The sequence below is a fragment of the Rathayibacter rubneri genome (assembly GCF_023743255.1).
Taxonomy (GTDB): domain Bacteria; phylum Actinomycetota; class Actinomycetes; order Actinomycetales; family Microbacteriaceae; genus Rathayibacter; species Rathayibacter rubneri.
Genome location: NZ_JAMRYM010000065.1, coordinates 1 through 21,797, shown reverse-complemented (window position 1 = coordinate 21,797; position 21,797 = coordinate 1). Strand labels below are relative to the sequence as shown.

Below are 21,797 nucleotides of genomic sequence, written 5' to 3'. Positions count from 1 at the left end.
ACTCGAACCCCGGTTACGTCACGCCGCTCGTGCGCAAGCTCGCGAGCGAGCACGGCATCGACCTGGCCTCCCTCACCGGAACCGGAGTCGGCGGGCGCATCCGCAAGCAGGACGTCCTCGACGCGGTCGAGGCCGCCAAGTCGGCTCCCGCCGCCCCCGTGTCGGCTCCCGCCGCCGCCGCCGCGAAGGCCGCGCGCACCCCGCTCGAGACCTCGCCCCTGCGCGGCACGACGCAGTCGCTCTCGCGTCTGCGGAAGGTCCTCGCCCAGCGCGCCGTCGAGTCGATGCAGTCGACCGCTCAGCTCACCTCGGTCGTCGAGGTCGACGTGACCAACGTCGCCCGCTTCCGCGACTCGGTGAAGAAGAGCTTCCAGGAGAAGACCGGCGCCAAGCTGTCCTTCCTCCCGTTCTTCGCCCTGGCGGCCGCCGAGGCGCTGAAGGCCTACCCGGTCATCAACTCGACGCTCGACGGCGACTCGATCGTCTACCCGGACCACGAGAACATCAGCATCGCGGTCGACACCGAGCGCGGCCTGCTGACCCCGGTCCTGAAGAACGCGTCGGACCTCAACCTCGCGCAGATCGCCTCCACCATCGGCGACCTCGCGGAGCGCACCCGCAACAACAAGCTCAAGCCCGACGAGCTGGCCGGCGGCACCTTCACGCTGACCAACACCGGATCGCGCGGCGCGCTGTTCGACACGCCCGTCGTCTTCCTGCCGCAGACCGCGATCCTCGGCACCGGCATCGTGACCCGCAAGCCCGCCGTGGTGCAGGTCGACGGTCAGGACGCCATCGCGATCCGCTCGACCGTCTACCTGGCGCTCTCGTACGACCACCGGACGGTGGACGGCGCGGACGCGGCGCGCTTCCTGGTCGCGATCAAGGAGCGCCTCGAGGAGGGCTCGTTCGAGAACGACCTGGGCATCTGATCGCGAGGTGCCGCTGAGGCGGGGGCGTCCCGCCCTCACTCGGTGAACACCTCGCGCAGCAGCCAGCCGGCCTCCGTCCTGATGATCAGGACGGAGGCCGCTGTCGTTCCTCCGTCGAGGCCGACCTCGACGAGCGCGGTCGCGCCGTGCGTGTCGGTCAGGACCGCACCGTCCAGCAGCCCGAGCGACGCGACGTAGTCGGACGCGCCCTCGGAGCGCAGCGGCGAATCGTCCGTCGTCAGGCTGCGGAGGCAGGAGACGCCCCCGGTCGCCGTGCACGCCGCAGCGGCGCGGAGCAGGGCCGTCGCCGCGTCACCGGCGGGAGTGTCAGGGCCCGGCGGCGCGGGAGACGCAGGGGACGAGGTGCTCGGGCGAGCGGATGCGCCGCCCCGATCGTCCGCCGCCGCCGAACGCGCCGACTGCCCGCCGCCCTGGGTCGCGAGCGAGGCGACAAGGGCGCCGACCACGACGACCGCGGCCGACAGCAGCGGCCCCCGTCGCGCGGACACGACGGTGAGGACCCTCCGTCTCCAGCCGTCGAGGGGGTGCACGCGCCGGTGCCTCGCCGGACCGCCGTCCGGGGCGGCCGCTGCCGGATCACGCGTTCGGCTCCGGGGACGGCGAGGGGCCTCTCGTCTCCGGCGGGTCAGTGCGAGGAGGGCCCTTCGCGCGCAGTCGAGCGCAGTCGCGGCGACCGGCGGGCCGGCGCCCTCCTCCTCGGGCGCCGTCGCGACGATCGGAGGCGCGAGCAGGTCGCCGAGCGGCGCCGGGACCGCCGAGCGGTAGAGATGCGCCTCCAGCTCGGCGAGCTCCGCCGTCGGCGGTGGCGGGGACTGCGGTCGGACCACGAGCATCAGGCGTCGCAGCGCCTCGGCGGGGGCCGTCGTCGCGCCCTCGCCACCGGTCAGCAGCAGCACCGGCCGCCCCTGCGCCGTCAGTCCGACCGTCCCCGCGTCGACCGCGACGAGCACTCCGTGCTCCTGGGCGTCGCGGAGCGCGGCGGCGATCGGAGCGAGGACCGTCACCGCCGCTCCCGCGGTGAGGACGCGGCCGCGGGTCACCAGGCCCGCGAGAGTGTCGATGACGGCCGGCCGGGTCAGCAGCACGACGGCGTCCCCGTCCTCGTCGGCGAGGTCGACGAGGGTCTCCCGATGGTCGTGGGGAGGCAGGTCGGCGAGGCCTGAGCGGAGTGCGGCCGCCGCCCGCGGTCGAGAGCACCGCCGCGCCAGGAGGACGGTTCCGTCGGGAGCGCGCACGAGCTCGCCGACCGCGGAGGGCCCGACGAGCTCGTAGCCGGCGGGGGCCGGTCGCTGTGCGGCGTCCTGCTGATCCGGGATCGATGCCATGCGCCGAGAGTGCCGTCTGCGAGTTCCGCGCGTGACCGGCCCGCGCGATCAGTGGAGGGAAGGCCGGCAGGGCCGACTGGGGAGGCGTCCCGCCCCGGTTCCGCACCGATCGGTCCCGCTGCCCGGGTCGGCTCGGTATCCTTGACCCCATGGCACGCAGCACGGAACCGTCGACGAAGGCGGTCAAGGAACCCGGACGTCTCAAGCAGATGTGGCAGGTGTTCCAGATGACCCGCCGCTACGACAGCAGTGCCGTGTGGATCATCCTCCTCGCCGCTCTGCTCCCCGTCCTGCTCGGCGTGCTCCTCGGGATCCTCTTGGGCAACGGCAACGGATTCGTCATCGCCCTCTGGATCCTCGTCGGCCTCCTCGCCGGCATGGTCGCCGGTCTCGCCGTGCTCTCGCGGCGCGCCGAGCGCGCGGCCTACGGTCAGATCGCCGGTCAGCCGGGTGCGGTCGGCGCGGTGCTGCGCAGCGGGCTCCGCGGCAGCTGGACCGGCACCGAGATGCCGGTGGCCGTCAACGGCAAGACGCAGGACGCGGTCTACCGCGCCGTCGGTCGCGGTGGCGTGGTGCTGATCGCCGAGGGGCCGTCCGGGCGCACGAAGCGGATGCTCGACGACGAGCGCCGCAAGGTCACCCGGATCCTCCCCAACGTCCCCGTCACGTTCGTGCACGTCGGTCCCGACGCCGACTCGGTGCCGCTGCACCGCATCCCGCGGACCCTCGCGAAGACGAAGAAGACCCTGACCAAGGCCGAGGTCCTCGCGGTCAAGAACCGTCTCGCGTCGCTGAACACCTCGCTGCCGATCCCCAAGGGAGTGGACCCGTTCAAGGTCCGCCCGCAGCGCTCGCGCTGATCACTCCCCCATCGGGGCCGTCCGCCGTCGAGGCGCACGGCCCCGATCTGTTCCCCGGCCCGATCCCGTTCCCGGGCAGCCGCGGTCCGGCCCGTCGTACGGACCTCGCGCGGCCGAGCGATCAGTAGCGGACGAGCACCGTTCCCGCGACCTTGTCGTGGAAGCCGCGCTGGTCCGAGTCCCAGACCAGCGCCGGGACGAGCACCGCGAGCAGGACCGAGCGGACGAGGGGGCGCCACGCTCCGACCCACCCGCCGCCGAGGCGGACCACGCGCATCCGCAGGAGCCGGTGGCCGATGCTGCCGCCGATGGTGGGGATGAAGACCGCCTGCAGGACGACGAACAGGATCAGGCTGGCCCAGCGGTCGTACTGGAAGAACGCCAGCGACAGGAGTGCGGCGATCGCGAAGTCGACGACCAGGGCCGCGATCCGGCGTCCGGGGCGGGCGATCGACATCCGTCCCTCGCGGGGAAGCCCGAGGCGCTCCCCCGGCCAGCTGCTCGGCGCGACATCGGCGAAGGTCCTGCGTTCGGGCATGAGCCCCATGCTATCCGCGGTGTCTCGGAGGCGACCGCGAGCCGGTGGGCGGCGGTCGAGTCAGGTTCACGTAACACGCCGGAAACAGAGGGGACACGGCAGGGACACACCCTGTCACTAGCCTGGGACGGCTGCGCTCCGCAGTCACCCGTTACGCCATTGGAGACCTTTGCATGTTTAAAGATTCTTCCGAGGTGCTCAAGTTCATCAAGGACACGGACGTCAAGTTCCTCGACATCCGGTTCACCGATCTCCCCGGTGTCCAGCAGCACTTCAACATCCCCGCCTCGACTGTCGACGAGGAGTTCTTCTCCGTCGGCCAGCTCTTCGACGGGTCCTCGATCCGCGGATTCGCGAACATCCACGAATCGGACATGCAGCTGATCCCCGACGTGACCACCGCCTACGTGGACCCGTTCCGCGTCGAGCGCACGCTGATCCTGGTCTTCGACATCTACAACCCGCGCAACGGGGAGATCTACTCGAAGGACCCGCGTCAGGTCGCCAAGAAGGCCGAGAAGTACCTCGCCTCCACCGGCATCGCGGACACCGCGTTCTTCGCCCCCGAGGCGGAGTTCTACATCTTCGACGACGTCCGCTACGAGATCACGCAGAACTCGGCCTTCCACTCCGTGGACTCGGTCGAGGGCGCCTGGAACTCGGGACGCGTCGAGGAGGGCGGCAACCTCGGCAACAAGACGCCCTACAAGGGCGGCTACTTCCCCGTGAGCCCCGTCGACAAGCAGGCCGACCTGCGCGACGACATCTGCCTCAAGCTGATCGACGCGGGCCTCATCCTCGAGCGCTCGCACCACGAGGTGGGCACCGGCGGACAGGCCGAGATCAACTACCGCTTCGACACCATGGTGCACGCGGCGGACGACATCCTGAAGTTCAAGTACATCGTGAAGAACACGGCCGAGCAGTGGGGCAAGACCGCCACGTTCATGCCGAAGCCGCTCTTCGGCGACAACGGGTCGGGCATGCACACCCACCAGTCGCTGTGGAACGACGGCACGCCGCTCTTCTACGACGAGAACGGCTACGGCGGACTCTCGGACCTCGCCCGCTGGTACATCGGAGGCCTGCTCAAGCACGCCCCCGCCGTGCTCGCGTTCACGAACCCGACGGTCAACTCCTACCACCGCCTGATCCCGGGCTTCGAGGCTCCGGTCAACCTGGTCTACTCGGCCGGCAACCGCTCCGCGTCGATCCGCATCCCGATCACGGGCACCAACCCCAAGGCCAAGCGCATCGAGTTCCGTGCGCCTGACGCCTCGGGCAACCCGTACCTCGCGTTCGCGGCCCAGCTCATGGCGGGCCTCGACGGCATCAAGAACCGCATCGAGCCGCACGAGCCGGTCGACAAGGACCTCTACGAGCTGCCCCCCGAGGAGGCGAAGCTCATCCCGCAGGTCCCCGCGACCCTCGGCGAGGCGCTCGACGCTCTCGAGGCCGACCACGACTTCCTTCTCCAGGGCGGCGTGTTCACCCAGGAGCTCATCGACACCTGGATCGAGTACAAGCGCGAGAAGGAGATCAAGCCGCTCGCGCAGCGCCCGCACCCCTTCGAGTTCGAGCTCTACTACGGCGTCTGATCCGACGGGGACCGGTCCGACGAGGACCGGTCCGATCGGATCGCACAGGGCCGCTCTCCTTCGGGAGGGCGGCCCTCGGTCGTTCAGCGCGGTGAGCAGCGTCCGCCTTCCGCGGAGCCCCGCTCAGCGCGTCGTCGGCTCGCCGTCGGAGGGCCCGTAGAAGCAGCGCTCGAAGACCGCGCGAGCGCGGCGCGTGACGCCGAGGTAGTCGTCCTCGAGCTGCGTGGCGGATCCGGCCGGGTACTCGAGCAGCCGGGCGACACCCTCGAGCTGCATCCGATCGGTCGGCAGGACGTCGCTCGTGCGGTTCGACCACAGCGTCATCGCGGAGCGGACGCGGGACGACAGGAGCCACGCCGCGCGCAGGCGCTCGGAGTCGGCGGGCATCAGCAGCGCCTCCTCCTCCGCCACCTGCAGCGCCGTGAGGGTCGACGTGGTCCGCAGCGCGGGGATCGCGTGGGCGTGCTCGAGCTGCAGGAGCTGCACCAGCCATTCGACGTCGCTGAGGGAGCCGCGGCCGAGTTTGAGGTGACGCCTGGGGTCGGCGCCCTGCGGCAGGCGCTCGTTCTCGACACGGGCCTTGATCCGCTTCACCTCGCGGATGTCCCGGTCCGAGATCCCACTCGGGTAGCGGACGCCGTCGGCGAGTGCGGCGAAGTCGGCGATCAGGGTCGCATCACCCGCGACCCCCCGCGCGCGCAGCAGCGCCTGCGCCTCCCACGTCAGGGACCAGCGGGCGTAGTAGGCCCGGTACGAGTCGAGTGACCGCACCAGCGGGCCGTTCTTGCCCTCGGGGCGCAGATCGGCGTCGAGATCCAGCGGCAGCCGCGAATCCTCCGTCAGCCGCACGAGCTCAGCGACCAGATGCTGCGCGTAGGTCTGGGCGTCCCGCGGCTCGCCGGAGCCGTGGCGCTGGACGTAGACGACGTCGGCATCCGAGCCGAAGCCGAGCTCCGCTCCCCCGTAGCGACCCATGCCGATCACGGCGAACTCGAGGTCGGACCCGGGGCGATGGCTGCTCGCGCGGCGGACGGAGGCGAGGACGCCGCCCAGGAGCGCGGAGATGATGTCGGTGAGGCTGCGGGCGATCTCCTCGATCGAGCTCAGACCGAGCACTCCCCCGATCGCGGTGCGCAGCACCTCGCGGCGGCGCATCGCCCGCAGCACGCCGGCGACGGCCTCGGGGGTGTCGTGCCGCGCCAGGACAGCGCGCACCTCCTCGTTCAGCTGCGCGGCCGTGCGGGGGCGGAGGTCGTCGTCGTCCTCGAGCCAGGCCGCCGACTCCGGGATGCGGTCGAGGAGCTCTCCGACGTAGCGGGAGCCGGACAGCACCGTCGTGAGCCGCTTCGCCGCACCGGACGAATCGCGCAGCATCCGCAGGAACCAGGGTGTGCCGCCGAGCGTGTCGCTCAGGCGGCGGAACGCGAGGAGTCCGTAGTCGGGGTCGGCGCCGTCCGCGAACCACTGGAGCATCACCGGCACGAGGTGCCGCTGGATGCTGGCGCGCCGCGACACTCCCGAGGTCATGGCGGCGATGTGTCCGAGGGCGCCCCGAGCGTCGGTGAAGCCGATGGCCGCGAGGCGCGCCTCGGCCTGACCGGTCGAGAGCTCCGCTCCTCCGTCGGGCAGCGAGGCGACCGCCGACAGCAGGGGACGGTAGAAGAGGCGCTCGTGCAGACCGCGCACGCGGTGCTTGATCCCGTTCCACACGACGAGGAGCTCCTCGGCCGAACGGGCGAGCCCGGTCGATCGTGCGAGCGTCCGCAGCTCGTGCTCGTCGCGGGGCATGAGGTGGGTGCGGCGGAGTCGGCGCAGCTGGAGGCGGTGCTCGAGCAGGCGCAGTGCTCGGTAGTCCTTCGAGAACTCGTCCGCCGCCGATCGTCCGATGTAGCCCCGATCGGCGAGCGCGCCGAGGGCGAGCAGCGTCCCCGGCATGTGGATCTCGTCGTCCGTCTGGCCGTGCACGAGCTGGAGGAGCTGCACCGTGAACTCGATGTCGCGCAGCCCGCCCGGGCCGAGCTTGATCTGGTAGTGGACGTCGTTCTGCGGGATGTGCTCGGTGACCCGCTCGCGCATCCGCTGCACGGATTCGACGAAGTTCTCGCGCGAGGCGCTCGACCAGACCTTCGGAGCGACGGCGTCGACGTACGCCTGCCCGAGCCGCGCGTCGCCGGCGAGCGGCCTGGCCTTCAGCAGCGCCTGGAACTCCCAGCTCTTGGCCCACCGGTCGTAGTAGGTGACGTGCGACTCGAGCGTCCGGACGAGGGCACCCTGCTTGCCCTCCGGACGCAGGTTCGGATCCACCTCCCACAGCTCCGGCTCGAGCGCCAGGGCGGACGTGCCGCGCATCAGCAGGACCGCGAGGCGCGTCGCCACGTCGATCGCCCGGGCGTTCGAGAGCTCGCGCTCAGCATCCCCCTCGGCGACGAAGATCACGTCGACGTCGCTGACGTAGTTGAGCTCGGAGGCGCCGGCCTTGCCCATGCCGATGACGGCGAGCCGCGTCGCCGCGACCTCGTCCCGCGTGAACCGCCCCGGGCCGACGCCGTCGACCAGGTCGGCCCGCGCGACGGCCAGGGACGCCTCGAGTGCGGCGCCCGCGAGGTCGGCGAGCGTCCGGGTGACCCGGTCGATCGCGGTGACGGGGTCGGCCTGCGACAGGTCGTGCACGACGATGCGGGTGAGCAGCCGGCGGTAGCGCACGCGCAGGGCCGTCCATCCCGCTTCCTCGCCGAGTGCGGCGAAGCCGTCGACCGCACCGACGGAGTCCAGCATGTCGTCGCGCAGCTCGGCCCGGCCGGGCAGCGAGAGCACCGGGTCGAGGAGGCTCGTCAACTCGTCCGGCCTCCGCTGCAGGAAGTCGGCGATGCCGGAGGACGCTCCCGTGACCTTCAGGAGTCGCGTGAGCGCGTCGTCGTCCGCCAGGACCGCGTCCATCCGATCGCGGTGGCTGCGCAGCAGGTCGATGAGCGCCAGCAGCGCCGCATCCGGGTCGGCGACCGAGGCGAAGGCCGGCACGACCGATCCCAGGGAACGGCCCGCGAGCTGCTCCGCCTCGGCGATGCGCGCCCCGGTCTCGCCGAGTTCGGCGAAACCGAGGCGCGCGATGTCACTGAGCGTGCGTTCGCGGGCCATGGGGCGAGCGGATCAGAGCATCTCGAGGTTGCTGCGCAGCTCGTACGGAGTGACCTGGGCGCGGTACTCGGCCCAGTCCTTCCGCTTGTTGAGCAGCACGAAGTTGAAGACCTGCTCCCCGAGCGTCTCGGCGACCAGCTCGGACTCCTCCATCAGCGAGATCGCGCGATCCAGGCTCGCCGGCAGCGGGCTGTAGCCCAGCGCACGGCGCTCGGCGTCGGTCAGCGACCACACGTTGTCCTCGGCCTCGGCCGGGAGCTCGTAGCCCTCCTCGATGCCCTTGAGCCCTGCGGCCAGGAGCAGCGAGTAGGCGAGGTACGGGTTGGCCGCCGAGTCGAGCGCGCGGTACTCGATGCGCGAGGACTGGCCCTTGTTGGGCTTGTACAGCGGCACGCGCACGAGGGCGGAGCGGTTGTTGTGTCCCCACGAGACGTAGCTCGGCGCCTCGTCGCCGCCCCAGAGCCGCTTGTAGGAGTTGACGAACTGGTTCGTGACGGCGGTGATCTCGGGGGCGTGCTTGAGCAGGCCGGCGATGAACTGGCGGCCGAGCTTCGAGAGCTGGTACTGCGCGCCCTGCTCGTAGAAGACGTTGACGTCGCCCTCGAACAGCGAGAGGTGGGTGTGCATGCCGGATCCGGGGTGGCCCGAGAGCGGCTTGGGCATGAAGGTCGCGTAGACGCCCTGCTCGATCGCCACCTCCTTGATGACCGTGCGGAACGTCATGATGTTGTCGGCCGTGGTCAGCGCGTCCGCGTAGCGGAGGTCGATCTCGTTCTGACCCGGTCCCGCCTCGTGGTGGCTGAACTCGACCGAGATGCCGAGATCCTCGAGCATGCGGACGGAACGGCGACGGAAGTCGTGCGCCGTGCCTCCCGGCACGTTGTCGAAGTACCCGGCGGAGTCGACAGGCTCGGGCCCCTCGGCGCCGAACGTCGACGACTTCAGCAGGTAGAACTCGATCTCCGGGTGCGTGTAGAACGTGAACCCGCGCTCGGCGGCCTTGGCGAGCGTCCGCTTGAGGACGTTGCGCGGATCGGCGACGGCGGGCTGTCCGTCGGGCGTCGTGATGTCGCAGAACATCCTGGCCGTGGGGTCGATCTCGCCGCGCCACGGGAGGATCTGGAAGGTCGACGGATCCGGGTGCGCGAGCACGTCCGCCTCGAAGGAGCGCGTGAGGCCCTCGATCGCCGAGCCGTCGAAGCCCAGGCCCTCGGCGAACGCGCCCTCGACCTCGGCCGGCGCGATCGCGACCGACTTCAGAGTGCCGACGACGTCGGTGAACCAGAGGCGAACGAATTTGATCCCTCGCTCTTCAATGGTGCGAAGAACGAAGTCCCTTTGCTTGTCCATCGAGGCCCTTCCTGCTCGTCCCTAAGGCTAGCGGCTCCGCCGACCGCCGACGGCGGCCCGCCCGGTGCCGCCGTGACCGCCGCCCGTAGACTGGACCCATGTCAGCGCAGCCCGTGAAACGCGTTCGAACGCGCCACTTCCAGAACGCGAAGGACTCGGGTGTGCGCATCACGGGTCTGACGAGCTACGACCAGCTCACCGCGCGGATCTTCGACGAGGCGGGGATCGACTTCCTCCTCGTGGGTGACTCCGCCGGCAACAACGTGCTGGGTTACGACACGACGCTCCCCGTCACCGTCGACGAGCTCATCCCCTTCGCCAGAGCGGTCGCCGGAGCCGTCGAGCGGGCCTTCGTGGTCGCCGACATGCCGTTCGGCTCCTACGAGTCCGGTCCGGACGACGCACTGCACACCGCCTTCCGCTTCATGAAGGAGACGCACGCGCACGCCGTGAAGCTCGAGGGCGGGGTGCGCTCGGCCGAGCAGATCCGCCGGATCGTCGACGCGGGCATCCCGGTGATGGCGCACATCGGCTTCACCCCGCAGAGCGAGCACGGTCTGGGCGGTCACATCGTCCAGGGACGCGGCGAGGGTCTCGAGCAGCTCCTCGCGGACGCCCGCGCCGTCCAGGAGGCGGGCGCCTTCGCGGTCGTGCTGGAGATGGTGCCCAGCGAGGCCGCGCGCCGGGTCACCGAGGAGCTGCGCATCCCGACGATCGGCGTCGGAGCCGGCCCCCACGTGGACGGCCAGCTGCTCGTGTGGACGGACTTCGCAGGCTTCACCACCGGCCGCGTCCCGCGCTTCGTCAAGCAGTACGCGGACCTGCGCGGCGTCCTGACCGGGGCCGTCACGGCCTACCGCCAGGACGTGGAGTCGGGCGAGTACCCGGCCCCCGAGCACAGCTACGAGTAGAGGGCGGTCAGCGGTCCTCGGCCGCTTCCTCCTCGGCCCACTTGCGGCTGTTCTCGCGGAGCCGCTCGGGCGCCGCCGCCGCCGCCTCGCGCGAGGCGAAGGGGCCGACGCGGTCCACGGACGGGGACTGGAACCCCTGCTCCACCGCACCGGTCTTGGAGTTGTACCACCAGGAGTTCGCGTCGCCGTCAGCCATGGGGCCGATCCTACGCTCGGGCGCCGGGGACCTGCTCCTCCCGCTTCGCTAGCATGACCGGTATGACTGCTTCGACGACCGCCATCGGCATCGACATCGGGGGAACCGGGATCAAGGGGGCGTTCGTCGACCTCGACGCGGGAGCGCTCCTCAGCGACCGCGTGAAGCTCGCGACCCCCGAGGGCGGGCGGCCGAAGGACATCATCGCGGTCGTCACGCAGATCATCGACGCGCTCCCCGATGTGGCCGCGGACACCCCCGTGGGCATCTGCTTCCCGGCCGCCGTCGTGCACGGGCGCACGATGTCGGCCGCGAACGTCTCGGACGAGTGGATCGGCCTCGAAGCCGAGAAGCTCTTCGAGGACGCGATCGGCCGCGACATCTTCTTCGTCAACGACGCGGACGCGGCGGGCTACGCGGAGGCGCGCTTCGGCGCTGCGAAGGACAAGCCGGGACTCGTCCTCATGACCACGCTGGGCACCGGAATCGGCACCGCGCAGATCTACAACGGCGTGCTGATCCCGAACGCCGAGCTCGGCCACCTCGAGATCCACGGCGGCGACTACGAGAAGAAGGCGTCGTTCGCGGCGAAGGAGCGCGAGGACCTCGACTACAAGCAGTGGGCGAAGCGGCTCCAGCGCTACTACTCCCACCTCGAGGCCCTGCTGTGGCCCGACCTGATCATCGTGGGAGGCGGGATCTCGAAGCACTACAAGGAGTTCCTGCCGCTCCTGGACCTGCGGACCCCGATCGTCCCGGCCGAGCTGCGGAACAACGCGGGGATCCTCGGCGCCGCCGCCCTGGCGGGTGGAGGGGTCCACTCCTGAGCACCCGGACCTGAACCACGAGGACCCCGCAGCGTCGAACGCTGCGGGGTCCTCGTGCGAAGGGGCCGGCTGATACGCCGGGTTCTGTTCACGCCGCGCCTCTCGGCGGGCGCTGGACGGCCATCTCTCTCGGAGTCGTGTCGCCACGACCCTCCAGCGGTCTACCCGAGGACCCGACGAGCAGCCGCATCGTCCTCTGTCTGACCTTGCTCCGGGCGAGGTTTACCGAGCGGACCGGATCACTCCGGCCCCTGGTGGTCTCTTACACCACCGTTTCACCCTTACCGCGGGCCGGAGCCCGTGGCGGTCTGTTCTCTGTGGCACTGTCTCGCGGGTCACCCCGGGTGGGTGTTGCCCACCGCCCTGCTCTGCGGAGCCCGGACGTTCCTCGGCGCCGGAGCTCGCGCCCCGGCGACGCGGCCGTCTTGCCGACCCGTTCGCCCGTCCAGTGTAGGACGGTGCTCAGGCGAGCGTCGACTCGTCCCCTCGGACGAGGACGGCGCCGCTGTCGGGGCAGAGGACGACCTCGTCCGGAGCGCTGGCGCGGATCCAGGAGAGGTCGGACTCGGTGAGGGCGACTCCGCTGCCCTCGGACACCTTGCCGCGCAGGAGCGCCGCGCCGACGCCGTAGCGCGCCCGCTGCTTCTCGTAGAGCTCGACCAGGTCGGACGGGATCGTCTCGACGAGCGAAGCGCGATCGCGAGCGAGCGACTCCTGCTTGCCGGCGAGCTTCTCGGCCAGGGCCGCCTTCTCGTCGGCGAGGGTGTCCAGGGCTGCGACGACCTCGTCGCGCTCGGCTCGGGCGGTCGCCACCTCGGCGTCGATGCCCTCGATGCGCTCCATCAGGGTCAGCTCGATCTCCTCGAGGTCGCCGCGGCGCTTCAGGAGCGACGCGATCTCGCCCTCGAGGGCCGCGATGTCCTTCGCGGAGGAGGACACCTGCAGGCGCTCCCGGTCGCGGGCGAGCCGCTTCTCGACGATGCTCACATCGGACTCGATGCGGCCGAGCTCCGTACGGGCGTCCTCGAGGCGGCCCAGCCGCTCGGCGAGGGTGCGCCGGGTCTGGTCGTTGCGCGCCTGCATGGCCTGGATCTTCGCGATCTGCGGCAGCGTGGCGACGGCGTGGCGCAGCTGGGCTGCTCGCGTGTCGAGCGTCTGCAGGGTCAGTAGCTCGCGCTGGTCGGCGGGGCTGGCTTTCACGTCGCGGTCCTCGTTCCCGGCACAGGGGTCGTCGTGCCGCGTCCATTCTCGCGTGTCGAGCGCCGCTCAGTGGACGATCGCGAAATCCCAGGGATCGGTCCGGGTCTCGCTGACGTCGACGGCGAGCGTCGGCAGCGCCCGGCGGAGCGCCTCGGCGGCCACGTCCAGCCAGAGCCACTCGCTCGCCCAGTGCGAGACGTCCAGCAGCGCGGGGCCGGTGCCGTGCAGGGCCTTCTCGCGCGCCTCCGAGGCCGGATGGTGCCGGAGATCGGCCGTGATGTACACGTCGCTCGTGCGGACGGCGGGGGCGTCGAGGAGGGAGTCCCCCGCTCCCCCGCACAGGGAGACGCGGCGGACGGGCGTGTCGTAGGCTCCGGCCGCCCGCACTCCCCCGGCCGTGGCGGGGAGCAGATCCGCCACCGCGGAGGCGAGACGGCCCAGCGTCACCTCCTCGGGCAGGTCGCCGACGCGACCGAGCCCGACCTCCGGATCGGCGCCGGGCACGATCGGGGTGGTCCCCGTGAGGCCGAGCCGGGAGGCGATGACGTCCGAGACCCCGTCCGCCACGATGTCGGCGTTCGTGTGCGCCGAGACCAGCGCACAGCCGCCGCGGATCAGATCCACGAGCAGACGGCCCTTGTAGCCGTCCTCGGCGATCGTGGTCACTCCGCGCAGCAGTAAGGGGTGGTGCGCCACGAGGAGCTGATACCCGCCGTCGACGGCCTCCTGCACGGTGTCCGAGACGACGTCCACGCAGAGGAGGATGCGCTCGACCGACGAGTCGGGGTCGCCCGTCACGAGACCGGGTGCATCCCAGCTCTCGGCGGCGGCCTCGGGCCAGAGTCGGTCGATGACGGCGTGGACGTCGCGCAGGGAGGGCATGCGACCAGGCTAGGGTGCGGAGCGGGTGGGCCGCGTCAGTGCGCGTGATCGGCTTCGACCGCGCGGATGGCGGCGTCCGACACGGACGCGTCGTCGTCGAGATCCGCCGCGAGGTAGTCCTCGGAGTCCGGCAGCCGGACGGTGATGCCCCCGTACTGCTCCACCTCGAGGGTGCCGTGCAGACCGGACGCCGCGAGGACGTGTCCGCCCACCGTCCCCGTGCTGTCGACGAAGTGCGTGTGCAGCCCCGCGACGCTGATGCCCTGGAACGGCTTGGGCGCGACGAAGCCGACCAGCGTGCCCTCGACGGACTCGAGGTGCAGCTCCCGCTGGTCGTGCATGGCGTCCGCGAGGCGCAGGTAGGGCTTGGTCTGCGCGATCGGCTGGCGGAGCGTGAGCCGGTCGAAGCGTCCGCGTGCGCGGACGCCCAGGAACACGTTGTGGCTCGCGATCAGACCGCGCACGGCCGCCAGCAGGGCGTCGAGCGACGGGACGTCGTGCAGGGGCACCGCGACGTCGGCGCGGAAGTGCGAGACCTCGACGAAGGCGACGCGGTCGTCGGGCTCGAGAACCAGGACCGACCCGTCGCCGCGGAAGAGCCGGTGGACGCCGTCGAGCACGACGAGCTCCCCGTCCATCCGGTCGCCGCAGCCCAGGCCGAAGTCGCCCGCGAGGTCGACCTCGGAGCGGGACACGACGCCGTCGAACAGACCGGCCAGCAGAGCGTCGACCAGGGAGAACTGCGTGATGAGGCCGCGAGGAGCGGTCGATGCGGGCATGCGCCCAGTCTGGCGGAGCGGGACGCGGTGCCCTGGCCCCTGTTCGCGCCGAGCGGGGAGGAGCCGCGGGGAGGGTCTTCCTCAGGTCTCGAAGCGGAGAGCCGCCTCAACGCAGAAGAGCCGCCCCGGAGGGCGGCTCTTCTGTCTCGGTGGATCCGAGGGGATTCGAACCCCTGACCCCCTGCATGCCATGCAGGTGCGCTACCAGCTGCGCCACGGACCCGTTCGTCTTGCCTGTTCTGTTCCCTCCGCCCGGCGGAAGCAACTCGAATAATCTACAACACGAAGTGCGTCAGACGAAATCGAGAGCCGCCGCCGGGCGTGTTCCTCAGTTCGAGGCGGTGGAGGACTCCGCCGCGACGGGCTGGTCGACCGTGAACGGGACCGTCGGGCAGTCCTTCCAGAGGCGCTCGAGGGAGTAGTACATGCGGTCCTCCTCGTGGAAGACGTGGACGACGAGGTCGCCGAAGTCGAGCAGGATCCAGCGTCCCTCCGAACGGCCTTCGCGGCGCAGGGGCTTGCGCCCGGAGGCGATCAGCCGATCCTCGACCTCGTTGGCGATCGCAACGACGTTGCGCTCGGAGCGCCCGGTCACGAGCAGGAAGATGTCGACCAGCGGCAGCGGACCGGACACGTCGAGCGCGACCAGGTCCTCCCCGCCCTTGGAGTCGGCGGCGGTGGCCGCGATGTCGAGCAGGGCGCGGGCGGAATCGGTCGCAGTCATGAAGCCTTCAGTGTCGGGAGAGCGGATCAGAAGATGTTGAGGACGAAGCCGCCGATGAACAGCGCGATGGAGGCCACCAGGAGCACGGCCGCCGTGATGGCGAGCACCACGGGGGCGCTGATGCCGCGCTTCTTCTGCGGCGCGATCATGGCGGTGCCGGCGGCGTGCGTCGAGACGGCGCTCGACGCCCGGACGGGCTCGGAGTCGGCGGCGGGCTGCTCGCGGTCGATGCGGTCGACGTAGCGGTCGACGTCGGGCGAGTCGTAGAGGTTGGGGTGCTGGCCCGTGGAGCCGAGGCTGCGCGGGAGCTCGAACGTGCCGGTGACGATGACCTCGCCGGTGTCGGCGCGGCCCTCGACCACGGCGCCCGCACCCGTGGTGGGCAGGATCAGGGCGTTGGTGGTCGTGACCGCGCCCGTCGAGGCGACTCCTCGGGCGATGAGCTCGTCGAAGGAGGCGTCGACCTCCTCCTTGGACTTGCTGTCGAGCTCATCGGTGATGGCGAGATGCTCGATCGGCGGCTGGAAGCTGCCCGTGATCTCGGTCGCCTTCTCCTCGCCGAGGTCGATGGAGCCGCCGACGGTGGCGAAGAGGGCGGTGTTGAGCTTCGGCTCGACGGGCCGGGGCTCGTCTTCGGAGCCGTCGACCGCGGGCAGTGCCGCGGCACGATCGACGGCTCCCTCGACCTCGGACGACTCGACGGGAGTCGGAGCGCGGGACGGCCCGCCCTCCCCCGTGCCGTCGTCCGCGGCGGACGGCTCGTCGGCGGCGGTGGCTCCGTAACCGGCCGGGACCTCGGCGGCGGGCGCGGCGGCGAGCTTCTCGGCCTGCTGCTGAGCGTGCAGGGCACGCAGCTCGCGCCGGGTCAGGCTCGAGCGCTCGACTCCCTCCGGCAGGACGACCTCGAGGGCCGAGGTGCGGAGGTCGGGCTCGCGGGCGGGCTCGGCCTCGGGGGCGGCGATCCGCAGGGTCTGCGTGGGCGTGAGCACGGGCATGTCGCCCGCGGCGGTCACGGAGGCGGTGGCGGCTCGGCGCGATGTCGTCGGCGCCGCTGCGGCAGGGGCGACCCCCGCCTCGCGGCGTTCGCGCTCGCGGATCTCGCGCCGGGTGAGCGGCTTCTCCTCGGGCTGGACTGTCATGGCGTGCTCCGATACAGGTGGTGCTTCGAGATGTACTGGACGACACCGTCGGGAACCAGGTACCAGACCGGATGACCCCGGTTCACGCGGCTCCGACAATCCGTCGAGGAAATCGCTAGCGCCGGAATTTCCAACAAGGATACGTCCTGCGCCGGCAATCCCGAAACGTTGAGCACGTGGCCGGGCCGGCTCACCGCGACGAAGTGCGCGAGCTCCCAGAGCTCGTCGTAGTCCTTCCAGCTCAGGATCTGCGCGACGGCGTCGGCTCCGGTGATGAAGAAGAGCTCGGCGTCCGGGTGGGCCGCGTGGATGTCGCGCAGCGTGTCGATCGTGTACGTGGTCCCGATCCGGTCGACATCGACCCGGCTCACCGTGAACCTCGGATTGGAGGCCGTGGCGATCACCGTCATGAGGTACCGGTGCTCGGCCGAGGTGACCGTCTTCTTGTGCCACGGCTGACCGGTGGGCACGAAGACCACCTCGTCGAGGTCGAACGACTGCGCGACCTCGGAGGCCGCCACGAGGTGACCGTGGTGGATCGGGTCGAACGTTCCGCCCATCACGCCGATGCGGGGACGCCGGGGGTCTCCGCTGGCGGCGGACGTCACGAGCGCGGGGCCTCCGGACTAGTGGCCGTGGCCGTGCTGGTCGGCCTGCCCGGTGGTCTTGTGCGAGTGCCGGTTGGCGACGTCGCGGTAGCTCCAGGTCACGAAGCCGAGTCCGACGAACGCCACGGCGGCGATCAGGCCGAACACGATCGACGGGAACGGGAGCTCGACGTGCGTCGATGCTTCTGCCAGGACGGTCGTCGCCAGGGACATTCGGTGCTCCTTGAAGTTCGGGGTGCCCGCGCGGGCGCTGTCGAGTCTACCCGGACGCCACCTGGGCTAGGCGCGGACCTGACCGGCCCCGCGCAGGAGCCACTTCGTGCTCGTCAGCTCGGGGAGTCCCATGGGTCCGCGGGCGTGGAGCTTCTGAGTCGAGATCCCGACCTCGGCGCCGAAGCCGAACTCGCCGCCGTCGGTGAAGCGCGTCGACGCGTTGACCATGACGACGGCGGAGTCGACCTCGGCGAGGAACCGCTCGGCGTTCGCGAGGTCGTTCGTGACGATGGACTCGGTGTGGTGCGTGGAGTAGCGGGCGATGTGCTCCATCGCCGCGTCGAGGTCGTCGACGATCGCGACCGCGATGTCGAGCGAGTAGTACTCGGCGGACCAGTCCTCCTCCGTCGCGGCGACCGCGCCCGGATGCAGGGCCACGACCCGCTCGTCGCCGTGCACCGTGACTCCCGCGCGCTCGAGTCGGCCGAGCACCGCGGGCAGGAGCCGTTCTGCGGCGTCCCGGTGCACCAGCAGCGTCTCGAGGGCGTTGCAGGTGCTCGGGCGCTGGGTCTTCGCGTTGTGCACGATGTCGACGGCCCACTGCTCGTCGGCGGAGGCGTCGAGGAAGACGTGGACCACTCCGGCACCCGTCTCGATGACCGGGACCGTGGACTCCGTGACGACGGACTCGATCAGCCCGGCGCTGCCGCGAGGCACCAGGACGTCGACGTAGCCGCGCGCGCGCATCAGCGCCTTCGCACCCTCTCGGCCGTGGTCGTCGACCGTCTGCACGAGCTCGCGCGGCAGTCCGACCGAGGCGATCGCCTCCTGCAGCAGCTCGACGAGCACGCGGTTGGTGTTCTCGGCGGCCGTTCCGCCCCGGAGGATGACCGCGTTGCCGCTCTTCAGCGCGAGGGCCGCGATGTCGATGGTCACGTTCGGCCGGGCCTCGTAGATCGCCCCGACGACGCCGAACGGCACGCGGACCTGCGTCAGCGAGGCGCCGTTGGGCAGGGCGGAACCGCGCACGGTCTGACCCACGGGGTCGACGAGCCCCGCGACGGCGACGACCGCGTCGGCGAGGGAACCCAACCGCGCCTCGTCCAGACGCAGCCGGTCCTGCAGGCCGGCGCTCATGCCGTTCTCGCGACCGTTCGCGAGGTCGAGCGCGTTGGCGGGGACGATGCGCTCGGCGCCCTCGCGGACGGCATCCGCGATCGCGAGGAGCGCGCGGTTCTTGAGGTCGCTCGTGGCGCTGCGGAGTGAGCGTGAGGCGGTGCGGGAGGCGGCGAAGCGCTCGGTCAGCGCGGTGCGGTCGAGGGTCGTCTGCGGCATCCGCACAGTGTAGTGCGAGCGGAAGACGGACGGACGGGGCCCCGGCACCCTCGTGGGTGCCGGGGCCCGAGGTCAGTCCTCGCGGTCGGGTTCGACGCCGTCCTCCTCGTCGGAGACGCGCCACACCCCGCCCTGGCGCTCCCGCTCCAGCTCGGCGCGGGCCGCGGCCTTGGCGTCCATCCGCTCGAAGTACTCGTCGCGGCGCTCGTTGCGCGTCTTCCGCTGATTCTCGTCCAGCCGCATGTCGGTTCCGCGGGGAGCGGTCATCAGCTCGGCGGTCGAGGTGAGCGTCGGCTCCCAGTCGAAGACGACTCCGTCGCCCCGGCCGATCACGACGGTGGAGCCGGCGACGGCGCCCGCCGCGAACAACCCGTTCTCGACTCCGAGCTTGGCGAGGCGGTCGGCCAGGAACCCGACGGCCTCGTCGTTGGTGAAGTCGGTCTGGGCGACCCAGCGCACGGGCTTCGTGCCGAGGACGCGGTAGACGTTGCCGTACGACCCGCCCTCGACGCGGATCTCGAAGTCCTTCTCGTCGACCGCGCGCGGGCGGATGGTGATCCGCTCGACCTGGGGTGCGGCGGCGAGCTCGGCACGGTGCTGCTCGACGATCTCGGCCAGGGCGAAGGTCAGCTGGCGCAGCCCCGCGTGGCTGACCGTGGAGATCTCGAAGACGCGGTAGCCGCGGGCCTCGAGGTCGGCTCGGACGAACGCGGCGAGCTCCTGGGCCTCGGGGACGTCGACCTTGTTCAGGGCGACGAGCTGGGGGCGCTCGAGCAGCGGGACCTGGCCCTCGCCGACCGGGTAGGCCGCGAGCTCGCCGAGGATGATGTCGAGGTCGGTGAGCGGGTCGCGGCCGGGCTCGAGCGTGGCGCAGTCGAGGACGTGCACGAGGGCCGTGCACCGCTCGACGTGGCGCAGGAACTCGAGGCCGAGCCCCTTGCCCTCACTGGCGCCCTCGATGAGCCCGGGGACGTCGGCGACGGTGTACCGCGACTCCCCCGCCTGCACGACGCCGAGGTTGGGCGCGAGAGTGGTGAAGGGGTAGTCGGCGATCTTGGGCTTCGCGGCCGAGATCGCGGCGACGAGGCTCGACTTGCCCGCCGAGGGGAAGCCGACCAGTGCCACGTCGGCGACCGTCTTGAGCTCGAGGACGATGTCGCCCTCCCAGCCGGGGGTGCCGAGCAGCGCGAATCCGGGAGCCTTGCGCTTGGTCGTCGCGAGCGAGGCGTTGCCCAGGCCGCCCTGACCGCCGGGAGCGATCACGAATCGCAGTCCAGGCTCGTCCATGTCGATGAGCTGCTCGCCCTCGGGCGACTTCACGACCGTTCCCACGGGAACCGGCAGTTCGAGGAGATCGCCGTTGCCGCCCGCGCGGTGGTCCCCCATGCCCGGGCCGCCGTTCGGGGAGGACTGGTGCGGGTGGCGGTGGTAGGCGAGGAGCGTCGTGACCTGCGGGTCCGCGACGAGGACGATGTCGCCGCCGTGACCGCCGTTGCCGCCGTCGGGGCCGGCGAGCGGCTTGAACTTCTCGCGGCGGACGGAGACGCAGCCGTTCCCGCCGTGGCCGGCACGCAGGTGCAGCGTGACGTTGTCGACGAAGGTGACCATGGTTGTTCTGTCCGTCCGATCGGGAGTGGAGGCGCCGGTGGGACCGTGCGCCGGGTGCCGAGGAGCGAGTGCCGCTGCAACGCGCAAGGGGCGAGCCGAAGCCCGCCCCTTGCGTCCTGTGCCTGCTCGGCCGAGGAGGCCGACCCTACTGGGCGGCCGCCACGATGTTGACGACCTTGCGGCCGCCCTTGGTGCCGAACTCGACCGCTCCGGCCGACAGGGCGAACAGGGTGTCGTCGCCACCGCGTCCGACGTTCGCGCCGGGGTGGAAGTGGGTGCCGCGCTGGCGGACGATGATCTCGCCTGCGTTCACGACCTGACCGCCGAAGCGCTTGACGCCGAGACGCTGCGCGTTCGAGTCACGACCGTTGCGAGTGGAGCTCGCGCCCTTCTTGTGTGCCATTTCTCATCTCCTCGAGACCGGGGGGCCGCAGCCCCGTGCTGACGATCCGCGGTGCGATGGCTCGCTCCGCGGTCAGCGGTTACTTGATGCCAGTGACCTTCACGCGCGTGAGCTCCTGACGGTGCCCCTGGCGCTTCTTGTAGCCGGTCTTGTTCTTGAACTTCTGGATGACGATCTTCGGGCCGCGGAGCTCTTCGAGCACCTCCGCGGTGACCGAGACCTTCTCGAGCGCCGAGGCGTCCGAGGTGATCGAGTCGCCGTCGACGAGCAGCACGGCAGCCAGCTGCACGGTGCCGTTCTCGTCGGCCTTGACGCGGTCCATCGTCACGATGGTGCCGACCTCGACCTTCTCCTGCCGACCGCCGGCGCGCACAACTGCGTAAACCACTTCTCGTACCTGTTTTCTCGTCTGGGCGGGGCAGTGCTCGTGGAGCGGATGCTCGTGAGAACTGCGCCGACCGGGGCTTGTATGGACGGGGCGGGGCCCCGTTTCTTTCCCGTCTCCCACACCGAACGAGGGAACCGGTACCGCGTCCCGCTCTCCGTGAGGAGGCGGACGACGACGGAAATCTGCGTGAGCGCATGGTTCGCGCCACACCAACGGTCAAGAGTACGGGATGGGAGGTCGGCGGTCAAACGGACGCTCGGGCGAGCGCGTGTCCGCGGGGTCCGCGCTCCTGGGAGCCCGGTGTCCCCGATCCGACGACCCCGTCACGATAGTGGACAGCGCGGCGGCCCGGACGCAGGCGCGCCGCCTACGATCGACGGATGACGATCCTCCTGGATGCGGCGCGGTGGCCGGCCCACGACACGTTCTGGGCGCATCTCGTCAGCGACGAGTCGCTCGAGGAGCTCCACGCGTTCGCCCGTCGGACCGGAGTGCCGGAGCGCAGCTTCGACCTCGATCACTACGACGTGCCCGAGGAGCGGCGTGCCGAGCTGATCGCGGCCGGCGCGACCCCCGTCGCCGCCCGCGAGCTCGTGGAGCGGCTCCGGAGCAGCGGACTGCGCGTGAAGGGGCGGGACCGGGAGACGGAGAGGGCCCGGCGCCGGCTCTCGCCGGGCACCGGGCCCCGATGACGTCGTCCGCGCGTGCTACTGCTGCTCGGCGCGGCGCGGGGTCTGCTCCGGGATGACCGCGACGCCCGTGAGGGCGGCGGTGGTCACCCGGCGGCTCTTGGCGCGACCCTGACCCGGCTCCTTCGGCGCGGGG

The 21,797-nt window shown here is 71.1% G+C and carries 22 protein-coding genes, 1 tRNA gene and 1 other RNA gene; 6 read left to right on the top strand and 18 right to left on the bottom strand.

Annotated features, from left to right (window positions below; all coding sequences use genetic code 11):
* Positions 1–932 (top strand): 2-oxoglutarate dehydrogenase, E2 component, dihydrolipoamide succinyltransferase (gene sucB / locus NB037_RS13685; RefSeq protein ID WP_251946597.1); only part of this gene is annotated, 932 nt, incomplete at its 5' end.
* Positions 933–967: 35 nt separating this feature from the next.
* Here the strand turns inward: sucB and NB037_RS13680 are convergent.
* Positions 968–2,278, bottom strand: coding sequence for a phospholipase D-like domain-containing protein (locus NB037_RS13680; RefSeq protein WP_251946595.1), 1,311 nt, complete (start codon positions 2,276–2,278; stop codon positions 968–970).
* 149 nt (positions 2,279–2,427) lie between these two features.
* Here NB037_RS13680 and NB037_RS13675 point away from each other — a divergent pair, with 149 nt between their 5' ends.
* Positions 2,428–3,138, top strand: a complete 711-nt coding sequence (locus NB037_RS13675; RefSeq protein ID WP_251946593.1) for a DUF4191 domain-containing protein — start codon at positions 2,428–2,430, stop codon at positions 3,136–3,138.
* Positions 3,139–3,259: 121 nt separating this feature from the next.
* Here the strand turns inward: NB037_RS13675 and NB037_RS13670 are convergent, their stop codons facing one another.
* Positions 3,260–3,676, bottom strand: a complete 417-nt coding sequence (locus NB037_RS13670) for an RDD family protein (RefSeq protein WP_207406390.1) — start codon at positions 3,674–3,676, stop codon at positions 3,260–3,262.
* 173 nt (positions 3,677–3,849) lie between these two features.
* On the opposite strand from NB037_RS13670, the gene glnA reads away from it, so the two are divergent.
* Positions 3,850–5,274 (top strand): type I glutamate--ammonia ligase, encoded by a 1,425-nt coding sequence (glnA, locus tag NB037_RS13665; protein WP_055792314.1) that lies wholly within the window; start codon positions 3,850–3,852, stop codon positions 5,272–5,274.
* A 123-nt stretch (positions 5,275–5,397) separates the two neighbouring features.
* On the opposite strand, the gene NB037_RS13660 is transcribed toward glnA, so the two are convergent.
* Together NB037_RS13660 and NB037_RS13655 are read right to left on the bottom strand one after the other, a co-directional pair.
* Positions 5,398–8,409 carry a bifunctional [glutamine synthetase] adenylyltransferase/[glutamine synthetase]-adenylyl-L-tyrosine phosphorylase gene (locus tag NB037_RS13660; RefSeq protein ID WP_251946591.1) on the bottom strand — a complete coding sequence of 1,004 codons (3,012 nt, stop codon included), beginning with the start codon at positions 8,407–8,409 and terminating at the stop codon, positions 5,398–5,400.
* 12 nt (positions 8,410–8,421) lie between these two features.
* Positions 8,422–9,759 (bottom strand): glutamine synthetase family protein, encoded by a 1,338-nt coding sequence (locus NB037_RS13655; RefSeq protein WP_055792319.1) that lies wholly within the window; start codon positions 9,757–9,759, stop codon positions 8,422–8,424.
* A 98-nt stretch (positions 9,760–9,857) separates the two neighbouring features.
* Between NB037_RS13655 and panB the strand changes: the two genes are divergently transcribed.
* The gene (panB, locus tag NB037_RS13650) at positions 9,858–10,670 is read left to right on the top strand and encodes a 3-methyl-2-oxobutanoate hydroxymethyltransferase (protein WP_251946589.1); all 813 of its coding nucleotides are present in this window, start codon (positions 9,858–9,860) and stop codon (positions 10,668–10,670) included.
* A 7-nt stretch (positions 10,671–10,677) separates the two neighbouring features.
* On the opposite strand, the gene NB037_RS13645 is transcribed toward panB, so the two are convergent.
* A complete protein-coding gene (locus NB037_RS13645; protein WP_251946587.1) occupies positions 10,678–10,866 on the bottom strand; it encodes an SPOR domain-containing protein in 189 nt (62 codons plus the stop codon).
* A gap of 62 nt (positions 10,867–10,928) precedes the next feature.
* Here NB037_RS13645 and ppgK point away from each other — a divergent pair, with 62 nt between their 5' ends.
* Positions 10,929–11,693 (top strand): polyphosphate--glucose phosphotransferase, encoded by a 765-nt coding sequence (gene ppgK / locus NB037_RS13640; protein ID WP_207406396.1) that lies wholly within the window; start codon positions 10,929–10,931, stop codon positions 11,691–11,693.
* A gap of 57 nt (positions 11,694–11,750) precedes the next feature.
* Here ppgK and rnpB read toward each other — a convergent pair.
* From rnpB to rplU, 13 genes are all read right to left on the bottom strand, one after another.
* Positions 11,751–12,129: RNase P RNA component class A (rnpB, locus tag NB037_RS13635), an RNA gene on the bottom strand.
* Between the two features lie 26 nt (positions 12,130–12,155).
* Positions 12,156–12,893 carry a zinc ribbon domain-containing protein gene (locus NB037_RS13630; RefSeq protein WP_251946585.1) on the bottom strand — a complete coding sequence of 246 codons (738 nt, stop codon included), beginning with the start codon at positions 12,891–12,893 and terminating at the stop codon, positions 12,156–12,158.
* Positions 12,894–12,959: 66 nt separating this feature from the next.
* On the bottom strand, positions 12,960–13,775 hold the full coding sequence (locus tag NB037_RS13625; RefSeq protein ID WP_251946583.1) for a Nif3-like dinuclear metal center hexameric protein: 816 nt from the start codon (positions 13,773–13,775) through the stop codon (positions 12,960–12,962).
* Positions 13,776–13,810: 35 nt separating this feature from the next.
* Positions 13,811–14,554, bottom strand: coding sequence for an acetolactate decarboxylase (locus NB037_RS13620; protein WP_251946581.1), 744 nt, complete (start codon positions 14,552–14,554; stop codon positions 13,811–13,813).
* Between the two features lie 150 nt (positions 14,555–14,704).
* A tRNA-Ala gene (locus NB037_RS13615) sits at positions 14,705–14,777 on the bottom strand.
* Positions 14,778–14,882: 105 nt separating this feature from the next.
* Positions 14,883–15,278 (bottom strand): ribosome silencing factor, encoded by a 396-nt coding sequence (gene rsfS, locus NB037_RS13610; protein WP_251946579.1) that lies wholly within the window; start codon positions 15,276–15,278, stop codon positions 14,883–14,885.
* A gap of 26 nt (positions 15,279–15,304) precedes the next feature.
* Positions 15,305–16,417, bottom strand: coding sequence for a hypothetical protein (locus tag NB037_RS13605; protein ID WP_251946577.1), 1,113 nt, complete (start codon positions 16,415–16,417; stop codon positions 15,305–15,307).
* Positions 16,414–17,025: a nicotinate-nucleotide adenylyltransferase gene (nadD, locus tag NB037_RS13600; RefSeq protein WP_207406415.1), complete on the bottom strand. Its 612-nt coding sequence runs from the start codon at positions 17,023–17,025 to the stop codon at positions 16,414–16,416. Before nadD ends, NB037_RS13605 begins: the two co-directional genes overlap by 4 nt.
* 18 nt (positions 17,026–17,043) lie before the next feature.
* Positions 17,044–17,238, bottom strand: coding sequence for a hypothetical protein (locus NB037_RS13595; protein WP_251946576.1), 195 nt, complete (start codon positions 17,236–17,238; stop codon positions 17,044–17,046).
* Positions 17,239–17,304: 66 nt separating this feature from the next.
* Positions 17,305–18,573 (bottom strand): glutamate-5-semialdehyde dehydrogenase, encoded by a 1,269-nt coding sequence (locus tag NB037_RS13590; RefSeq protein WP_251946573.1) that lies wholly within the window; start codon positions 18,571–18,573, stop codon positions 17,305–17,307.
* 72 nt (positions 18,574–18,645) lie between these two features.
* On the bottom strand, positions 18,646–20,181 hold the full coding sequence (obgE, locus tag NB037_RS13585) for a GTPase ObgE (protein WP_207406418.1): 1,536 nt from the start codon (positions 20,179–20,181) through the stop codon (positions 18,646–18,648).
* A 145-nt stretch (positions 20,182–20,326) separates the two neighbouring features.
* Positions 20,327–20,584: a 50S ribosomal protein L27 gene (gene rpmA / locus NB037_RS13580; RefSeq protein ID WP_055792356.1), complete on the bottom strand. Its 258-nt coding sequence runs from the start codon at positions 20,582–20,584 to the stop codon at positions 20,327–20,329.
* Between the two features lie 79 nt (positions 20,585–20,663).
* Positions 20,664–20,972 (bottom strand): 50S ribosomal protein L21, encoded by a 309-nt coding sequence (rplU, locus tag NB037_RS13575; RefSeq protein WP_077223659.1) that lies wholly within the window; start codon positions 20,970–20,972, stop codon positions 20,664–20,666.
* 380 nt (positions 20,973–21,352) lie between these two features.
* Between rplU and NB037_RS13570 the strand changes: the two genes are divergently transcribed.
* Positions 21,353–21,664 (top strand): DUF4031 domain-containing protein, encoded by a 312-nt coding sequence (locus NB037_RS13570; RefSeq protein WP_251946571.1) that lies wholly within the window; start codon positions 21,353–21,355, stop codon positions 21,662–21,664.
* The last annotated feature ends 133 nt before the right edge of the window (positions 21,665–21,797 follow it).

Coding starts and splice junctions, on each gene's coding strand:
- panB (WP_251946589.1), top strand. CDS start 9,858: ATGTCAGCGCAGCCCGTGAAACGCGTTCGAACGCGCCACTTCCAGAAC.
- NB037_RS13570 (WP_251946571.1), top strand. CDS start 21,353: ATGACGATCCTCCTGGATGCGGCGCGGTGGCCGGCCCACGACACGTTC.
- obgE (WP_207406418.1), bottom strand. CDS start 20,181: ATGGTCACCTTCGTCGACAACGTCACGCTGCACCTGCGTGCCGGCCAC.
- NB037_RS13620 (WP_251946581.1), bottom strand. CDS start 14,554: ATGCCCGCATCGACCGCTCCTCGCGGCCTCATCACGCAGTTCTCCCTG.
- NB037_RS13660 (WP_251946591.1), bottom strand. CDS start 8,409: ATGGCCCGCGAACGCACGCTCAGTGACATCGCGCGCCTCGGTTTCGCC.
- NB037_RS13595 (WP_251946576.1), bottom strand. CDS start 17,238: ATGTCCCTGGCGACGACCGTCCTGGCAGAAGCATCGACGCACGTCGAG.
- NB037_RS13670 (WP_207406390.1), bottom strand. CDS start 3,676: ATGCCCGAACGCAGGACCTTCGCCGATGTCGCGCCGAGCAGCTGGCCG.
- NB037_RS13645 (WP_251946587.1), bottom strand. CDS start 10,866: ATGGCTGACGGCGACGCGAACTCCTGGTGGTACAACTCCAAGACCGGT.
- rpmA (WP_055792356.1), bottom strand. CDS start 20,584: ATGGCACACAAGAAGGGCGCGAGCTCCACTCGCAACGGTCGTGACTCG.
- NB037_RS13675 (WP_251946593.1), top strand. CDS start 2,428: ATGGCACGCAGCACGGAACCGTCGACGAAGGCGGTCAAGGAACCCGGA.
- NB037_RS13625 (WP_251946583.1), bottom strand. CDS start 13,775: ATGCCCTCCCTGCGCGACGTCCACGCCGTCATCGACCGACTCTGGCCC.
- glnA (WP_055792314.1), top strand. CDS start 3,850: ATGTTTAAAGATTCTTCCGAGGTGCTCAAGTTCATCAAGGACACGGAC.
- NB037_RS13590 (WP_251946573.1), bottom strand. CDS start 18,573: ATGCCGCAGACGACCCTCGACCGCACCGCGCTGACCGAGCGCTTCGCC.
- ppgK (WP_207406396.1), top strand. CDS start 10,929: ATGACTGCTTCGACGACCGCCATCGGCATCGACATCGGGGGAACCGGG.
- rsfS (WP_251946579.1), bottom strand. CDS start 15,278: ATGACTGCGACCGATTCCGCCCGCGCCCTGCTCGACATCGCGGCCACC.
- NB037_RS13655 (WP_055792319.1), bottom strand. CDS start 9,759: ATGGACAAGCAAAGGGACTTCGTTCTTCGCACCATTGAAGAGCGAGGG.
- NB037_RS13605 (WP_251946577.1), bottom strand. CDS start 16,417: ATGACAGTCCAGCCCGAGGAGAAGCCGCTCACCCGGCGCGAGATCCGC.
- NB037_RS13680 (WP_251946595.1), bottom strand. CDS start 2,278: ATGGCATCGATCCCGGATCAGCAGGACGCCGCACAGCGACCGGCCCCC.